The organism is Enterobacter sp. 50588862 (genome assembly GCF_001462935.1).
Taxonomy (GTDB): Bacteria; Pseudomonadota; Gammaproteobacteria; order Enterobacterales; family Enterobacteriaceae; genus Enterobacter; species Enterobacter bugandensis.
Genome location: NZ_LNHM01000029.1, coordinates 58,350 through 71,948, shown reverse-complemented (window position 1 = coordinate 71,948; position 13,599 = coordinate 58,350). Strand labels below are relative to the sequence as shown.

The 13,599-nt window shown below is 56.1% G+C and carries 13 protein-coding genes and 1 pseudogene; 11 read left to right on the top strand and 3 right to left on the bottom strand.

Annotation, left to right across the window (positions count from 1 at the left end; all coding sequences use genetic code 11):
* The first annotated feature begins 2 nt into the window (after window positions 1-2).
* The gene (gene gntU, locus APT89_RS17205; RefSeq protein ID WP_060573110.1) at window positions 3-1,343 is read left to right on the top strand and encodes a gluconate transporter; all 1,341 of its coding nucleotides are present in this window, start codon (window positions 3-5) and stop codon (window positions 1,341-1,343) included.
* A 106-nt stretch (window positions 1,344-1,449) separates the two neighbouring features.
* Here the strand turns inward: gntU and plsB are convergent, their stop codons facing one another.
* Window positions 1,450-3,870, bottom strand: a complete 2,421-nt coding sequence (gene plsB / locus APT89_RS17200) for a glycerol-3-phosphate 1-O-acyltransferase PlsB (protein WP_060573107.1) — start codon at window positions 3,868-3,870, stop codon at window positions 1,450-1,452.
* A 154-nt stretch (window positions 3,871-4,024) separates the two neighbouring features.
* On the opposite strand from plsB, the gene APT89_RS17195 reads away from it, so the two are divergent.
* The 5 genes and pseudogenes from APT89_RS17195 (at window position 4,025) to APT89_RS17180 (ending at window position 6,841) form a co-directional block, all read left to right on the top strand.
* Entirely contained in the window at window positions 4,025-4,393 is a 369-nt protein-coding gene (locus tag APT89_RS17195) for a diacylglycerol kinase (RefSeq protein ID WP_014830281.1), read from the top strand.
* 108 nt (window positions 4,394-4,501) lie between these two features.
* On the top strand, window positions 4,502-5,110 hold the full coding sequence (lexA, locus tag APT89_RS17190) for a transcriptional repressor LexA (protein WP_028015162.1): 609 nt from the start codon (window positions 4,502-4,504) through the stop codon (window positions 5,108-5,110).
* 63 nt (window positions 5,111-5,173) lie between these two features.
* Complete coding sequence (gene dinF, locus APT89_RS17185) at window positions 5,174-6,511, top strand: MATE family efflux transporter DinF (protein ID WP_060573105.1); 1,338 nt, start codon at window positions 5,174-5,176, stop codon at window positions 6,509-6,511.
* Window positions 6,508-6,582, top strand: a pseudogene (locus APT89_RS24745) (hypothetical protein); the annotation flags it as partial. The gene dinF and the pseudogene APT89_RS24745, both read left to right, overlap by 4 nt.
* A gap of 49 nt (window positions 6,583-6,631) precedes the next feature.
* Window positions 6,632-6,841: a CsbD family protein gene (locus APT89_RS17180; RefSeq protein WP_014882139.1), complete on the top strand. Its 210-nt coding sequence runs from the start codon at window positions 6,632-6,634 to the stop codon at window positions 6,839-6,841.
* A gap of 48 nt (window positions 6,842-6,889) precedes the next feature.
* On the opposite strand, the gene zur is transcribed toward APT89_RS17180, so the two are convergent.
* On the bottom strand, window positions 6,890-7,402 hold the full coding sequence (gene zur / locus APT89_RS17175; protein WP_028015164.1) for a zinc uptake transcriptional repressor Zur: 513 nt from the start codon (window positions 7,400-7,402) through the stop codon (window positions 6,890-6,892).
* Between the two features lie 115 nt (window positions 7,403-7,517).
* Between zur and APT89_RS17170 the strand changes: the two genes are divergently transcribed.
* The 4 genes from APT89_RS17170 to pspG all read left to right on the top strand — a co-directional run bounded on the left by APT89_RS17170 (window position 7,518) and on the right by pspG (window position 10,947).
* Window positions 7,518-8,006 carry a cupin domain-containing protein gene (locus APT89_RS17170; protein WP_045260944.1) on the top strand — a complete coding sequence of 163 codons (489 nt, stop codon included), beginning with the start codon at window positions 7,518-7,520 and terminating at the stop codon, window positions 8,004-8,006.
* A gap of 225 nt (window positions 8,007-8,231) precedes the next feature.
* Window positions 8,232-9,491: a conjugal transfer protein TraF gene (gene traF, locus APT89_RS17165; protein ID WP_153657273.1), complete on the top strand. Its 1,260-nt coding sequence runs from the start codon at window positions 8,232-8,234 to the stop codon at window positions 9,489-9,491.
* 82 nt (window positions 9,492-9,573) lie between these two features.
* Window positions 9,574-10,569 carry a tRNA dihydrouridine(20/20a) synthase DusA gene (dusA, locus tag APT89_RS17160; RefSeq protein ID WP_060573103.1) on the top strand — a complete coding sequence of 332 codons (996 nt, stop codon included), beginning with the start codon at window positions 9,574-9,576 and terminating at the stop codon, window positions 10,567-10,569.
* Between the two features lie 135 nt (window positions 10,570-10,704).
* Window positions 10,705-10,947: an envelope stress response protein PspG gene (gene pspG, locus APT89_RS17155; protein WP_028015168.1), complete on the top strand. Its 243-nt coding sequence runs from the start codon at window positions 10,705-10,707 to the stop codon at window positions 10,945-10,947.
* Between the two features lie 184 nt (window positions 10,948-11,131).
* Here the strand turns inward: pspG and APT89_RS17150 are convergent, their stop codons facing one another.
* Window positions 11,132-12,115 (bottom strand): quinone oxidoreductase, encoded by a 984-nt coding sequence (locus APT89_RS17150; RefSeq protein ID WP_060573101.1) that lies wholly within the window; start codon window positions 12,113-12,115, stop codon window positions 11,132-11,134.
* Window positions 12,116-12,181: 66 nt separating this feature from the next.
* Between APT89_RS17150 and dnaB the strand changes: the two genes are divergently transcribed.
* Window positions 12,182-13,594: a replicative DNA helicase gene (gene dnaB / locus APT89_RS17145; RefSeq protein ID WP_008503375.1), complete on the top strand. Its 1,413-nt coding sequence runs from the start codon at window positions 12,182-12,184 to the stop codon at window positions 13,592-13,594.
* Window positions 13,595-13,599 lie beyond the last annotated feature (5 nt).

The following is a 13,599-nucleotide window of genomic DNA, read 5'->3' as shown; positions in this document are numbered from 1 at the left end:
TTTTGAGTACATTAACGCTAGTTTTGACAGCAGTGGGTTCGGTATTGCTGCTGCTGTTTTTAGTGATGAAGGCGCGTATGCACGCCTTCGTTGCTTTGATGGTGGTTTCTATTGGTGCAGGTCTCTTTTCCGGTATGCCGCTCGACAAGATCGCCGCGACGATGGAAAAAGGGATGGGAGGCACGCTGGGCTTCCTGGCGATTGTGGTCGCGCTGGGCGCGATGTTTGGCAAGATTCTGCATGAGACGGGCGCGGTCGACCAGATTGCCGTCAAAATGCTCAAATCCTTCGGGCACAGCCGCGCGCACTACGCGATTGGCCTGGCCGGTCTGATTTGCGCACTGCCGCTGTTCTTCGAAGTGGCGGTGGTGCTGCTCATCAGCGTCGCCTTCTCCATGGCGCGCCATACCGGCACTAACCTCGTGAAGCTGGTCATTCCGCTGTTTGCGGGCGTGGCGGCGGCTGCGGCGTTTCTGCTGCCAGGGCCGGCGCCGATGCTGCTGGCCTCCCAGATGCACGCCGATTTTGGCTGGATGATCCTGATTGGCCTGTGTGCGGCCATCCCGGGGATGATTATTGCCGGGCCGCTGTGGGGCAACTTCATCAGCCGCTACGTCGAGTTGCACATCCCGGACGACATCTCCGAGCCGCACCTGGGCGAAGGCAAAATGCCGTCCTTCGGCTTTAGTCTTTCTTTGATCCTGCTCCCGCTGGTGCTGGTGGGCCTGAAAACCATCGCCGCGCGCTTTGTGCCGGTCGGTTCTACCGCGTACGAATGGTTTGAGTTCATCGGTCACCCGTTCACGGCGATTCTGGTGGCGTGTCTGGTGGCGATTTACGGCCTGGCGATGCGCCAGGGAATGCCTAAAGACCGCGTGATGGAGATCTGCGGTGCGGCGCTGCAGCCTGCGGGGATTATCCTGCTGGTTATCGGTGCAGGCGGCGTGTTCAAGCAGGTGCTGGTGGATTCCGGCGTGGGCCCGGCTCTGGGTGAAGCCCTGACCGGGATGGGTCTGCCGATTGCGGTCACCTGCTTTGTGCTGGCTGCGGCGGTACGTATCATCCAGGGTTCCGCTACCGTGGCGTGTTTAACCACCGTGGGTCTGGTGATGCCGGTGATTGAACAGCTGAACTACTCCGGTGCGCAGATGGCCGCGCTGTCTATCTGCATCGCGGGCGGGTCAATTGTGGTCTCGCACGTTAACGACGCTGGCTTCTGGCTGTTCGGCAAGTTTACTGGCGCCACCGAAGCGCAAACGCTGAAAACCTGGACGCTGATGGAAACCATCCTCGGCACCACCGGGGCCATTGTCGGGATGATTGCCTTTACGCTGCTGAGCTGAATGCGGTGATTTAACAAGGCTCAAAACTAAGGCCCGGTAGCGTTAGCGCTTACCGGGCCTTTTTTATTATCCAGGGCGTCAGGCCGGGCCATAACCCGGCATTGTGTTACTCGCCCTGCGTCGCGCTCTCAATCGTCAAGCGCACATCCGACGTAATCAGTTCAGCCAGCATCTGGTAAACCTTCAGCGTCTCTTCCGGCTCGGCATCGCCCGTATCGCTGATGAAGCCTTCGTCACGCAGCGTCAGCACCAGCGAGCTGAATACCGCCTTGTCGAAGAATTCCGGGGCGTTAATGCCGTGCAGAACGGACAGGCGCTGCGCCAGCGTCCGGCTCTCTTTCTCCAGCGTGCCGCGGTTGATCGACGGGTTCGCGCTCAGCAGCCAGAACGTAATGGCGTAGCGCTGCAGCGTTTCGCGCGCACCGGCCGCCAGCAGTTGCAGGGTACGGGAGCGTGACGGATTGATGTGCAGCTCGTCGTTCGCAACGGTGATCAGCCCCTGACGGCGCAGCTCTTCCGTCAGTTTATCCAGCTCAACGGCCAGCTCTTCCTTGCTCCAGCGCAGGAATAGCTCCGCTTTAAGCATCGGGTAGAGCGTCTCAACGTGGCGCAACAGCTCCTGACGTGAAATACGGCGATGCTGGGTGATAATGGCCGCCATGAGCGACGGCAGCATTAGCATATGAGCGATGTTGTTGCGGTAGTACGTCATCAGTACGGCCTGCTCGCGCGGCAGAATGATGATATCGCCGATCGTATCTTTCTCGACTTCGAACTTATTCATCTGCAGCGCGTGATCGATAAGCTCGCTGGCGGTAGCAGAAGGAGCTGTCGAATCAACCGAGTATGGCACGTTGCGCATCATGTCCAGATAGCAGTCCAGCTGCTCCGTGAGCTGTTCACGGGTCAGGGAACGCTGACGTGAAGCAAGCAGCGCCGTACAGCACAGGTTCATCGCATTGGCCGCACCGGCGTTGTTAATGCGCACCATCAGCTCGGACGCGATACCGTTCACCGTTGGCGTCAGCCAGGCCGGACGCACCGCTTCGATAGGATCGATAGACTCGCGCCAATCCGGAACATGATGGTTCAGATACGTCATCAGCGGCATCGGCTCGCCAAAGTTTACGTAGCCCTGACCCAGGTTGCGTAACTTGCTCAGGCCGCGCAGCATCTGCGGCAGGCTCTCTTTCTCTTTGGTCGCACCGCGCAGTTCTTTGGCGTACGTGCCCACTTCCATCACGTGCTCATAGCCAATGTAAATTGGCACAAGCGTGATTGGACGCGTACCGCCGCGCAGCATCGCCTGAATGGTCATCGACAGCGTGCCGGTCTTCGGATCGAGCAGACGACCGGTACGGGAGCGCCCGCCCTCCACGAAGTACTCTACGGAGTAGCCGCGGCTGAACAGCTCGCCGAGATACTCGCGGAACACGGTGGAGTAGAGCTTGTTGCCCTTGAAGGTACGACGAATAAAGAACGCACCCAGGCGGCGGAAAATCGGGCCTGCTGGCCAGAAGTTCAGGTTAATACCGGCGGCAATGTGCGGCGGTACCAGTCCCTGGTGATAGAGCACGTAGGAGAGAAGCAGGTAGTCCATGTGGCTGCGGTGGCAGGGGACATAGACAATCTCATGACCATCGTGCGCCAGCTGACGTACACGCTCAGCGTTATGCACGTTGATGCCCTGATACAGGCGGTTCCAGGTAAAGCCGAGAATACGATCGGACAGGCGAATCATCTCGTAGGAGAAGTTCGCGGCAATCTCTTCCATCAGCGCAATGGCATTCTGCTGGGCTTTCTCATGGGAAATTTTCTTGCTGCGCGCTTCGTCTTCAACGGCGCGGGCGATCGCTTTGGAGGCCAGCAGCTTGTTGAACAGGTCCTGACGCGCCGGAAGACGTGGCCCTACGGCCGCCAGGCGCTGACGGGCGAAGTGCATACGCGCCACGCGCGCCAGCTTTTGCGCAATGATTTTGTCAGTGCCGTGTTCATCCGCCATGCGGCGCAGAGAAACGGAAGGTGAGAAGCGGACAAAGCTGTCGCGTCCCAGCCAGGAGACGGCGAAGAACTTCTGAATGCCGTTGAGCATACGCAGCGGCGGGTTCTCTTCCCCTTTTTCGCGCCCCGGACGGCGACCAAACATCACCGATACCGGCACCATCTGCACATCCAGGTCAGGATTGCTGCGGTGCAGGTCGAGGTAATCATGGAACAGCTTAATGGACTCTTCTTTCGGCGTGTAATAGGTGAACACGCGCGGCCCGCCATGGATGAACACGTAGCGCGGCAGCAGCGTACCGTCGACTTCAAGCGGTTCAAGCGGGTCAGGTAAATCGTGCGCCAGGCATTGAGCGCGAAGCGTCAGCAGGTCTGCCTTCGAGTTATAAGGCAAAACGTACATAATAGGGCGCGACGTATCGAGCCCTAATTCCAGCGCAGGTTCTGCTGGGATAGACTTACTTTTTACCAGTACGCTTAATGGTAAATTAAGTAATTTGTAGTAAATTCGTGGCCAGCCGGACATAAACGATGTAAAGCCTCTGGTTAATAATGCAATTGCGGCGCAAGGATAACAGAAAGCGCGCAAAATTTCTGTTGTTACCCGTCATACTTCAGGCGGCAGCGAAACGCGCTGCAGCTCCTGTTACTGACGCTCTTTTTTAAAAAAGGTTCTTTTAATGGCCAATAATACCACTGGGTTGACGCGTATCATCAAAGCCGCCGGCTATTCATGGAAAGGTTTCCGTGCCGCGTGGGTTAATGAAGCTGCTTTTCGCCAGGAAGGTGTCGCCGCTATCGTCGCGGTTATCATCGCCTGTTTCCTTGATGTAGATGCCATTACCCGCGTGCTTCTCATCGGTTCCGTACTTCTGGTGATGATAGTGGAAATTCTCAATAGCGCTATTGAGGCCGTGGTCGACAGGATCGGCTCTGATTTTCACGAGCTCTCTGGCCGCGCGAAAGATATGGGCTCCGCCGCTGTCCTGCTGGCGATTATCACCGCAGCCATTACCTGGGTCACGCTGCTTTGGTCACATTTCCGATGATGCTCGAGGAATAATTAAGTCCCTGGTTTTTTGTGCAGTTTTTGGTTCCAAAATCGCCTTTGACTGTATATACTCACAGCATAACTGTATATACACCCAGGGGGCGGAATGAAAGCATTAACGACCAGGCAGCAAGAGGTGTTTGATCTCATTCGGGATCATATCGGCCAGACGGGTATGCCACCCACGCGTGCGGAAATCGCGCAGCGTCTGGGTTTCCGTTCTCCGAATGCTGCCGAGGAACACCTGAAAGCGCTGGCGCGTAAGGGTGTGATTGAGATTGTGTCAGGCGCGTCGCGTGGTATCCGCCTGCTGGTGGAAGAAGAGACGGGCATTCCGCTGATAGGCCGCGTTGCTGCAGGCGAACCGCTGCTGGCACAACAGCATATTGAAGGTCACTACCAGGTCGATCCTGGTATGTTCAAGCCGAGCGCTGATTTTCTGCTGCGCGTTAGCGGGATGTCGATGAAAGACATCGGCATTCTTGATGGCGACCTTCTGGCCGTTCACAAAACGCAGGATGTGCGAAACGGCCAGGTGGTGGTTGCGCGCATTGATGACGAAGTGACCGTTAAGCGCCTGAAAAAACAGGGTAACACCGTTCAGCTGTTGCCCGAAAACAACGAGTTCACCCCGATTGTGGTCGACCTCCGCGAACAGAGCTTCTCTATTGAAGGTCTGGCTGTTGGCGTGATTCGTAACGGCGAATGGCTGTAATCTCTTCCTGACAGGCTACGCTTCCGCTGTAGCCTGCTTCATTTACCCTTCCCGGTATCTCTCATGTCACTGCTGACGGCATCTGATAAGGCATTGTGGCGTCTTGCCCTGCCGATGATTTTCTCCAATATCACCGTGCCCTTGCTGGGTCTGGTCGATACGGCCGTTATTGGTCATCTCGATTCCCCTGTTTATCTTGGCGGCGTGGCGATTGGCGCGACGGCAACCAGCTTCCTGTTTATGCTGCTGCTCTTTTTGCGTATGAGTACTACCGGGCTCACGGCACAGGCGTATGGTGCGAAAGATCCGTTACGTCTGGCGCGTGCGCTGGTGCAGCCGCTGATCCTGGCGCTTGGCGCGGGGGTGCTCATTGTTTTACTGCGCACGCCCCTGATAGACCTTGCGCTCCATGTTGTTGGCGGCAGCGAGGCGGTACTGGAGCAGGCGCGTCGCTTCCTGGAAATCCGCTGGCTCAGCGCGCCCGCTTCGCTGGCAAACCTGGTTCTGCTGGGTTGGTTACTAGGTGTGCAATACGCCCGTGCGCCAGTGATTTTGCTGGTTGTGGGAAACCTTCTCAACATTGTGCTCGATCTCTGGCTGGTGATGGGCCTGCATATGGACGTGCGCGGGGCGGCACTGGCAACGGCGATTGCCGAATACGGAACCTTACTCATTGGGCTGTGGATGGTCTGGCGCGTGCTGGCCCTGCGCGGGATATCCCTTGTAATGCTGAAAACCGCATGGCGCGGCAATATCCGTAAACTGCTGGCGCTCAACCGTGACATCATGCTGCGCTCGCTTCTGCTACAACTCTGTTTTGGCGCATTGACGGTTTTTGGTGCCCGTCTTGGGCCTGAGATCGTCGCGGTGAATGCGGTCCTGATGACATTGCTGACGTTTACCGCCTACGCGCTGGACGGCTTCGCCTACGCCGTTGAGGCGTATTCCGGGCAGGCGTACGGCGCGCGGGAAAGTGGCCAGCTTAGGGATGTCTGGCGGGCAGCCTGTCGACAAGCGGGACTGGTCGCGCTGACGTTTGCACTGATCTATGCCTGTTTTGGCCGTAACATTTTTGCATTACTCACTTCGATCCCGGCTTTACGCGAACTGGCGGACCACTACATCGTCTGGCAGGTGATCTTGCCGGTGGTGGGAGTGTGGTGTTATCTGCTGGACGGCATGTTTATCGGTGCGACGCGCGGAGCGGAAATGCGCAACAGTATGGCGGTTGCGGCGGCGGGGTTTGGTTTGACGCTGCTGACGCTTCCGTGGCTGGGTAATCACGGTTTGTGGCTGGCGCTTGCGGTCTTTCTCTCCCTGCGCGGCCTCTCGCTTGCCTTTATCTGGCATCGCCACTGGCAAAATAATACCTGGCTTCCTTCCCGTCACGATATATCGTGACGGTTAAAGATTCCGAATATGAAATCAACCGCCGAATCCTTAGCTACAATTATTATCACGTCCAGCAGAAAAGAACGTAACGGACGTTACGACCCGACGCTTAACTAAGAGGACACGATGATGAATAAAGACGAAATCGGCGGCAACTGGAAGCAGTTCAAAGGTAAAGCGAAAGAACAGTGGGGTAAGCTGACTGATGACGATATGACCGTCATTGAAGGCAAGCGCGATCAGCTTGTCGGTAAAATTCAGGAACGTTACGGCTACGCGAAAGACCAGGCGGAAAATGAAGTCAAAGACTGGGAAACGCGTAACGATTACCGCTGGTAACGCTGAATAACCCACAGAGGCGGCTTAAGAGCCGCCTTTATTTTGCTGCTAACGCGGCTTTTTCTTTATCAGAATTGAGTGGTCGTGCTGACACGCATCCTGATGCCGACAGGCTTCCACCTCAACGCATGCAGAACACAGCCCGTGCGCTTCAATCACGTTATGACGCAGGGCAAAACCCATTTTTGCCGCCAGCGTGTGCATAATGTCCTCTACGCCTTCCGCTCCCTCTTCTTTCACTACGCCGCAACGATCGCAGATAAACATGGCCGATGTATGCGTTGGCTGATCGAAAAGATGGCACAGGACATAGCTGTTTGTGGATTCGACTTTATGCACAAACCCTTGTTCCAGCAGGAAATCCAGCGCGCGATATACCGTGGGCGGTTTAGCCTGCGGCTCGCTTTCGCGGAGCAGGTCGAGCAGATCGTAGGCGCTGATCGCCCCCTGTTGCAGGCTCATCAGGCGCAAGACTTCAAGGCGCTGCGGGGTCAGGCGCACATTGCGTTGCGCGCACAGCTTTTCGGCCTGCGCTAACAGCTCTTTTGTGGACTTATCCATTTAGCACCTCGGATGTTCTGGGAGATAAAACCCTCACTTTATCATGTTCTGGCAAAAACACCGATATCCGCCAGGCTGTGCTATACCTGACGCATCGCAAACCGGGAATGTAACAATGAAAAAACCAGACTGTATCAAGCACTGGCGCGACGTAGAAGGGCCAGATGACGCCACCTACCCCGACAGTAACGAGCTTTTTTCCATCGGATCGCCGCTGGCGCGCAGCCTGGGCCTCAGGCGTATAGGCATTCATCATGAACGTTTACCACCGGGACGTCGGACGTCCTATCCCCATGCGGAAAGTGACGAAGAAGAGTTTATCTACGTGCTTGAGGGCTATCCTGAAGCCTGGATTAATGGCTATTTGTGGAAACTCGAACCCGGAGACAGCGTGGGCTTTCCTGCCGGAACGGGGGTGTGCCACACCTTTATCAACAACACGGAAGAAGAGGTGCGGTTGCTGGTGGTGGGAGAGGCCAACAAGAAGCACAACCGCATCTACTATCCGCTTAATCCGGTTTATGCCGCCACGCGGGAAGATCGCTGGGTAGACCATCCTCCACAGTTTTTTGGGCCGCACGATGGAAAACCTGGGAAAAAATAATTTCCTCTTCTATAAATATTGAGGGCCGTCACAAATTACAACAGGCCGTAAGGAAGTTTTACTTAGGGAATGAATTAGTGGGTCTTTTTATCTTTATTCACAGCAATAGTTCGCGCCTGTTTGGGGGATAACAGACAGGGGTTATTTCATAACAGACTATAAGACGGGCATACTGTGAAAAAACATTTTAAATTTTCGGTGGTTAGCATCGCTGTCTCCTTGTTTATGGCAAATCAGGCGGGAGCAGCCAATACCTGGACAGAATCACGTAGCGACGCGATGGGGGGCACCGGCGTTGCTTCGGGCAACTATGGTAGCGGGGCGTTAATTAACCCCGCATTGCTGGCAAAGGCAAAACCTGACGATGACGTGACGGTCATTTTGCCGTCCGTTGGGGTGCAGGTAACGGATGAGGACAATCTTCAAGATGAGATTGATACCATCAACGACAAAATCAATCACTATAAGGATGTGGTTGATAACCTTACTCCAATCGAGGTTATTACTAATCCGTTAGGCTCCATCAACCAGTTCCAGGGCGCGGCCAAAGATCTGGCCGATGAGCTGGACTATCTCAAGGGCAAAACCGCTCGCGCGACGGCAGGAGCAGGCCTTGCCGTGAGTATCCCTAACGATGTGCTTTCCGTGGCCTTTATGGCGAAAGGGTACGCCCATGGCCGGGTAAGCTCGTCTATCGACCAGCAGGATATTGATTATCTGCGCGGTATTCAAAGAAGCAATCTGGTGGCTGCCGGCGTTGCCCTGGACGCTGCGCTGAACGGCACGGACCAGATCACTAAAAACCTCAACTCAACGGCGTCCGGTCGGGCGGCGATTATCTCCGACTACGGTATTGCCGTTGCCCGCCAGTTTGACCTTGGCGGCGTTCCGGTTTCCGTGGGCGTGACGCCAAAACTGCAAAAAAGCTGGATCTATAACTACACCACCTCGATCTACGATTACGACAGTAATAAGTGGAACGATAGCCGCTACCGTACAGACGATACCGGCTTTAACGTCGATGCTGGTATTGCCGCTGATTTTGGCGAAAACTGGACGGTCGGCGTGAGCGGGCAAAACCTGATGTCGCGCGATATCGACACCAAAGATATCCGCATCCGCAACGGGCGTACGGGGGAAGTGGTGAGCTATAAAGACACCTACCAGATCCGTCCGCTGGTGACCGCGGGCGCTGCCTGGCACAACGATCTAGTGACCCTGACCGCCGATGGCGATCTGACCGAAACCAAAGGCTTTAAGAGCGAAGATACGTCGCAGTATGTTGGGGTCGGTGCTGAAGTGACTCCGCTGAGCTGGCTGGCGGTGCGTGCCGGTTATCGTGCGGATATGAAAGGGAACGACAGCAATGTCTTTACCGGCGGTGTCGGTTTCGCGCCGTTCAATACCGTTCATGTTGACCTGATGGGCCTGTATGGCGAGGACGAAACCTGGGGCGCAGGGGCTCAGCTGAGCATGACGTTCTAAAGTACACCGGAGGCGCTGCGCCTCCGGCTTTTCTTTGTGCTATAGTAGCGCCCCTTTTCCACCAGATGCTTAAAACTTCGCCATGTCGTCAGAACACCAGACCGCTTTTCCTGCACACCGTTTCTCTATTGCGCCGATGCTCGACTGGACGGACAGACACTGCCGCTATTTCCTGCGCCAGCTCTCCCGCCATACGCTGCTGTACACCGAAATGGTGACCACGGGCGCAATTATTCACGGTAAGGGCGACTACCTGGCATACAGTGAAGAAGAGCATCCGGTTGCGCTGCAGTTGGGGGGCAGCGATCCGGTCGCGCTGGCCCAGTGTGCAAAGCTGGCGGAAGAACGCGGCTACGACGAGATCAACCTGAACGTCGGCTGCCCTTCCGACCGCGTGCAAAACGGCATGTTCGGCGCCTGTCTGATGGGCAACGCACAGCTGGTGGCGGACTGCATCAAAGCGATGCGCGATGTGGTCTCCATTCCGGTGACGGTCAAAACCCGTATCGGCATCGACGACCAGGACAGCTACGAATTCCTGTGTGATTTCATCAATACGGTGTCAGGGAAAGGCGAGTGTGAGATGTTTATCATTCACGCCCGCAAAGCCTGGCTTTCAGGCCTTAGCCCGAAAGAGAACCGTGAGATCCCGCCGCTGGACTACCCGCGCGTGTACCAGCTGAAACGTGATTTCCCGCACCTGACGATGTCAATCAACGGCGGTATTACGTCGCTGGAAGAGGCGAAAGCGCACCTTGAGCATATGGATGGCGTGATGGTCGGGCGCGAGGCGTATCAAAATCCGGGCATTCTGGCGACCGTCGACCGCGAAATCTTTGACGTTGCAGGCGCAGACACCGATCCGGTTACCGTCGTGCGTGCCATGTACCCTTACATTGAGCGCGAGTTGAGCAATGGCACCTATCTTGGCCACATCACCCGCCATATGCTTGGCCTGTTCCAGGGTATTCCGGGCGCGCGCCAGTGGCGTCGCTACCTCAGTGAGAACGCGCATAAAGCCGGTGCCAATATTGAGGTGCTGGAACATGCGCTGCGGCTGGTGGCGGATAAGCGATAATTTCGCTAAAAGATCGTCAAATTCACCACGCCCTGCGGATCCTCGCGGGGCGTTTTGCTTTAAGAACAATAGGTTAGCTTTGGCATGATTCTTGTAATGATTGCAGCATCATTCGGGAACTCGTGGGAGAGCACCATGCTTGAACTACTTTTTGTGATTGGCTTTTTTGTCATGCTGATGGTCACGGGCGTGTCGCTGCTCGGCATTCTGGCCGCGCTCGTTGTGGCTACGGTAGTTATGTTTATCGGCGGATTATTTGCCCTGACGATCAAACTGCTGCCGTGGCTGCTGCTGGCTATCGCCGTGGTGTGGGTAATACGGGCGATTAAAGCGCCAAAACTGCCGACTTATCAGCGCAATAACCGCTTCCGTTACTAAGGTATTGAGGGGTTCGTCACATACTTGTAACTTTTCCGGCAGCATGGCTTAGAACAGAATAGGATTTACTTATCGAATCTGTCACTATGACTGCCGTTAAAGAATTCATCGCGCTGTACCCTACATACAGCCGAACTAAAAAAAGAAAGGGCTTCCCACGGGAAGCCCAATTTCTTTTTGGGGCTCATGGAATCAACAAACTCGACCCCTGCGTTGCCCGGCTCTCCAGCACCTCATGCGCACGCTGCGCATCGGCTAGCGGGTATTTCTGCGCTTCTGCCACATCCACCTTAATGACGCCGCTGGCGATCAGCGAGAACAGCTCGTTGCTGGCTTCCTCAAGTTCTTCCCGGTTGGTGATGTAACCCTGCAGGGAAGGGCGCGTGACGTACAGCGAGCCTTTCTGGTTCAGGATGCCGAGATTCACGCCGGTGACAGCACCTGAGGCGTTTCCGAAGCTCACCATCAGCCCACGACGCTGCAGGCAGTCCAGCGATGCCTCCCAGGTGTCTTTCCCAACCGAGTCATACACGACACGCACTTTTTTGCCGCCGGTAATCTCTTTTAGCCGCTCGACGATGCTCTCTTCCCGGTAGTTGATCACCTGCCACGCGCCCGCGTCCAGCGCACGCTGGGCTTTTTGCGCACTGCCTGTGGTGCCGATCAGCTTCGCGCCTAAGGCTTTCGCCCACTGGCAGGCAATCAGCCCCACGCCACCGGCGGCAGCATGGAACAGGAACTGCTCATCGGGCTTAATTTCGTAGGTTTTACGCAGCAGGTAGTAAACGGTTAAGCCTTTCAGGAAGGAGGCCGCCGCCTGCTCAAAGGAGATGGCATTAGGCAGCAGGGCGGCTTTATCCGCCGGGACGTTGTGGACGGAGCTGTAAGCGCCCAGCGCAGATTGCGCATACACCACGCGGTCGCCCTCTTTAAGATGCTTAACCGCGCTGCCCACTTTGATGACGACACCGGCTGCCTCGGTGCCCAGTCCGCTTGGCATCGACGGAGGCGGGTAGAGACCGCCGCGAATATAGGTATCAATGTAGTTAATGCCGATAGCTCTGTTTTCCACCTGAATTTCGTTCTCGCCAGGCGCAGCGGGGGTAAACTCCACTGCTTTCAGCACTTCAGGACCGCCGTGTTTCTGGAACTCAATGCGCGTTGCCATGCTCCCTCCGTAAGAAAAATATGGTAATCTTTCGACCCACTCTTTATCTCGGTAACTCCATTCACTATGGCAGGAAACAAACCCTTCAACAAACAGACTGAACCTCGCGAGCGTGATTTCCAGGTCGCAGGGTTAAAAGTCCCGCCGCACTCGATTGAAGCGGAACAGTCGGTGTTGGGCGGTTTAATGCTGGATAACGAACGCTGGGACGACGTCGCCGAGCGCGTAGTGTCTGAAGATTTCTACACCCGTCCGCACCGCCATATCTTTACCGAAATGGCGCGCCTGCAGGAGTCCGGCAGCCCGATTGACCTGATCACGCTCGCGGAATCGCTGGAGCGTCAGGGGCAGCTGGACAGCGTCGGCGGCTTTGCCTACCTGGCAGAACTGTCAAAAAACACGCCAAGTGCGGCTAACATCAGCGCTTACGCCGACATCGTGCGCGAACGTGCCGTCGTCCGCGAGATGATCTCGGTAGCGAACGAGATCGCCGAAGCCGGTTTTGATCCGCAGGGTCGCACCAGTGAAGACCTGCTCGACCTTGCCGAGTCCCGCGTCTTCAAAATCGCCGAAAGCCGCGCCAACAAAGACGAAGGCCCGAAAAACATCGCCGACGTGCTCGACGCCACCGTTGCGCGTATAGAGCAGCTTTTCCAGCAGCCGCACGACGGTGTGACCGGGGTGAACACAGGCTATGACGATCTGAACAAAAAAACTGCCGGTTTACAGCCGTCGGATTTAATTATCGTCGCGGCGCGTCCGTCGATGGGTAAAACGACATTTGCGATGAACCTCGTCGAAAACGCGGCGATGTTGCAGGATAAGCCGGTGCTTATTTTCAGTCTCGAGATGCCCTCCGAGCAGATCATGATGCGTTCTCTGGCATCCCTGTCGCGCGTGGATCAGACCCGCATCCGTACCGGCCAGCTCGACGACGAGGACTGGGCGCGCATCTCCGGCACCATGGGCATTCTGCTGGAAAAACGGAACATCTACATCGATGACTCCTCCGGCCTGACGCCGACGGAAGTGCGCTCCCGCGCGCGCCGCATCGCCCGTGAACACGGCGGCATCGGCCTTATCATGATCGACTACCTTCAGCTGATGCGCGTCCCGTCGCTCTCCGACAACCGTACGCTGGAAATTGCAGAGATTTCCCGCTCGCTCAAGGCGTTAGCCAAAGAGCTGCACGTGCCGGTGGTGGCGCTGTCGCAGCTTAACCGCTCTCTGGAACAGCGTGCAGACAAACGCCCGGTCAACTCCGACCTGCGTGAATCCGGCTCCATTGAGCAGGATGCCGACTTAATCATGTTCATCTACCGTGATGAGGTCTATCACGAGAACAGCGACCTGAAAGGGATCGCCGAAATTATTATTGGTAAGCAACGTAACGGCCCCATCGGTACGGTACGTCTGACCTTTAACGGCCAGTGGTCGCGTTTCGACAACTATGCCGGTCCTCAATATGATGATGAGTAATTTCT

What these genes read in the sequence shown, in the direction of transcription:
- plsB (WP_060573107.1), bottom strand. Translation starts at nt 3,870, where the DNA reads ATGTCCGGCTGGCCACGAATTTACTACAAATTACTTAATTTACCATTA.
- APT89_RS17195 (WP_014830281.1), top strand. Translation starts at nt 4,025, where the DNA reads ATGGCCAATAATACCACTGGGTTGACGCGTATCATCAAAGCCGCCGGC.
- lexA (WP_028015162.1), top strand. Translation starts at nt 4,502, where the DNA reads ATGAAAGCATTAACGACCAGGCAGCAAGAGGTGTTTGATCTCATTCGG.
- dinF (WP_060573105.1), top strand. Translation starts at nt 5,174, where the DNA reads ATGTCACTGCTGACGGCATCTGATAAGGCATTGTGGCGTCTTGCCCTG.
- APT89_RS17180 (WP_014882139.1), top strand. Translation starts at nt 6,632, where the DNA reads ATGAATAAAGACGAAATCGGCGGCAACTGGAAGCAGTTCAAAGGTAAA.
- zur (WP_028015164.1), bottom strand. Translation starts at nt 7,402, where the DNA reads ATGGATAAGTCCACAAAAGAGCTGTTAGCGCAGGCCGAAAAGCTGTGC.
- APT89_RS17170 (WP_045260944.1), top strand. Translation starts at nt 7,518, where the DNA reads ATGAAAAAACCAGACTGTATCAAGCACTGGCGCGACGTAGAAGGGCCA.
- traF (WP_153657273.1), top strand. Translation starts at nt 8,232, where the DNA reads ATGGCAAATCAGGCGGGAGCAGCCAATACCTGGACAGAATCACGTAGC.
- dusA (WP_060573103.1), top strand. Translation starts at nt 9,574, where the DNA reads ATGTCGTCAGAACACCAGACCGCTTTTCCTGCACACCGTTTCTCTATT.
- pspG (WP_028015168.1), top strand. Translation starts at nt 10,705, where the DNA reads ATGCTTGAACTACTTTTTGTGATTGGCTTTTTTGTCATGCTGATGGTC.
- APT89_RS17150 (WP_060573101.1), bottom strand. Translation starts at nt 12,115, where the DNA reads ATGGCAACGCGCATTGAGTTCCAGAAACACGGCGGTCCTGAAGTGCTG.
- dnaB (WP_008503375.1), top strand. Translation starts at nt 12,182, where the DNA reads ATGGCAGGAAACAAACCCTTCAACAAACAGACTGAACCTCGCGAGCGT.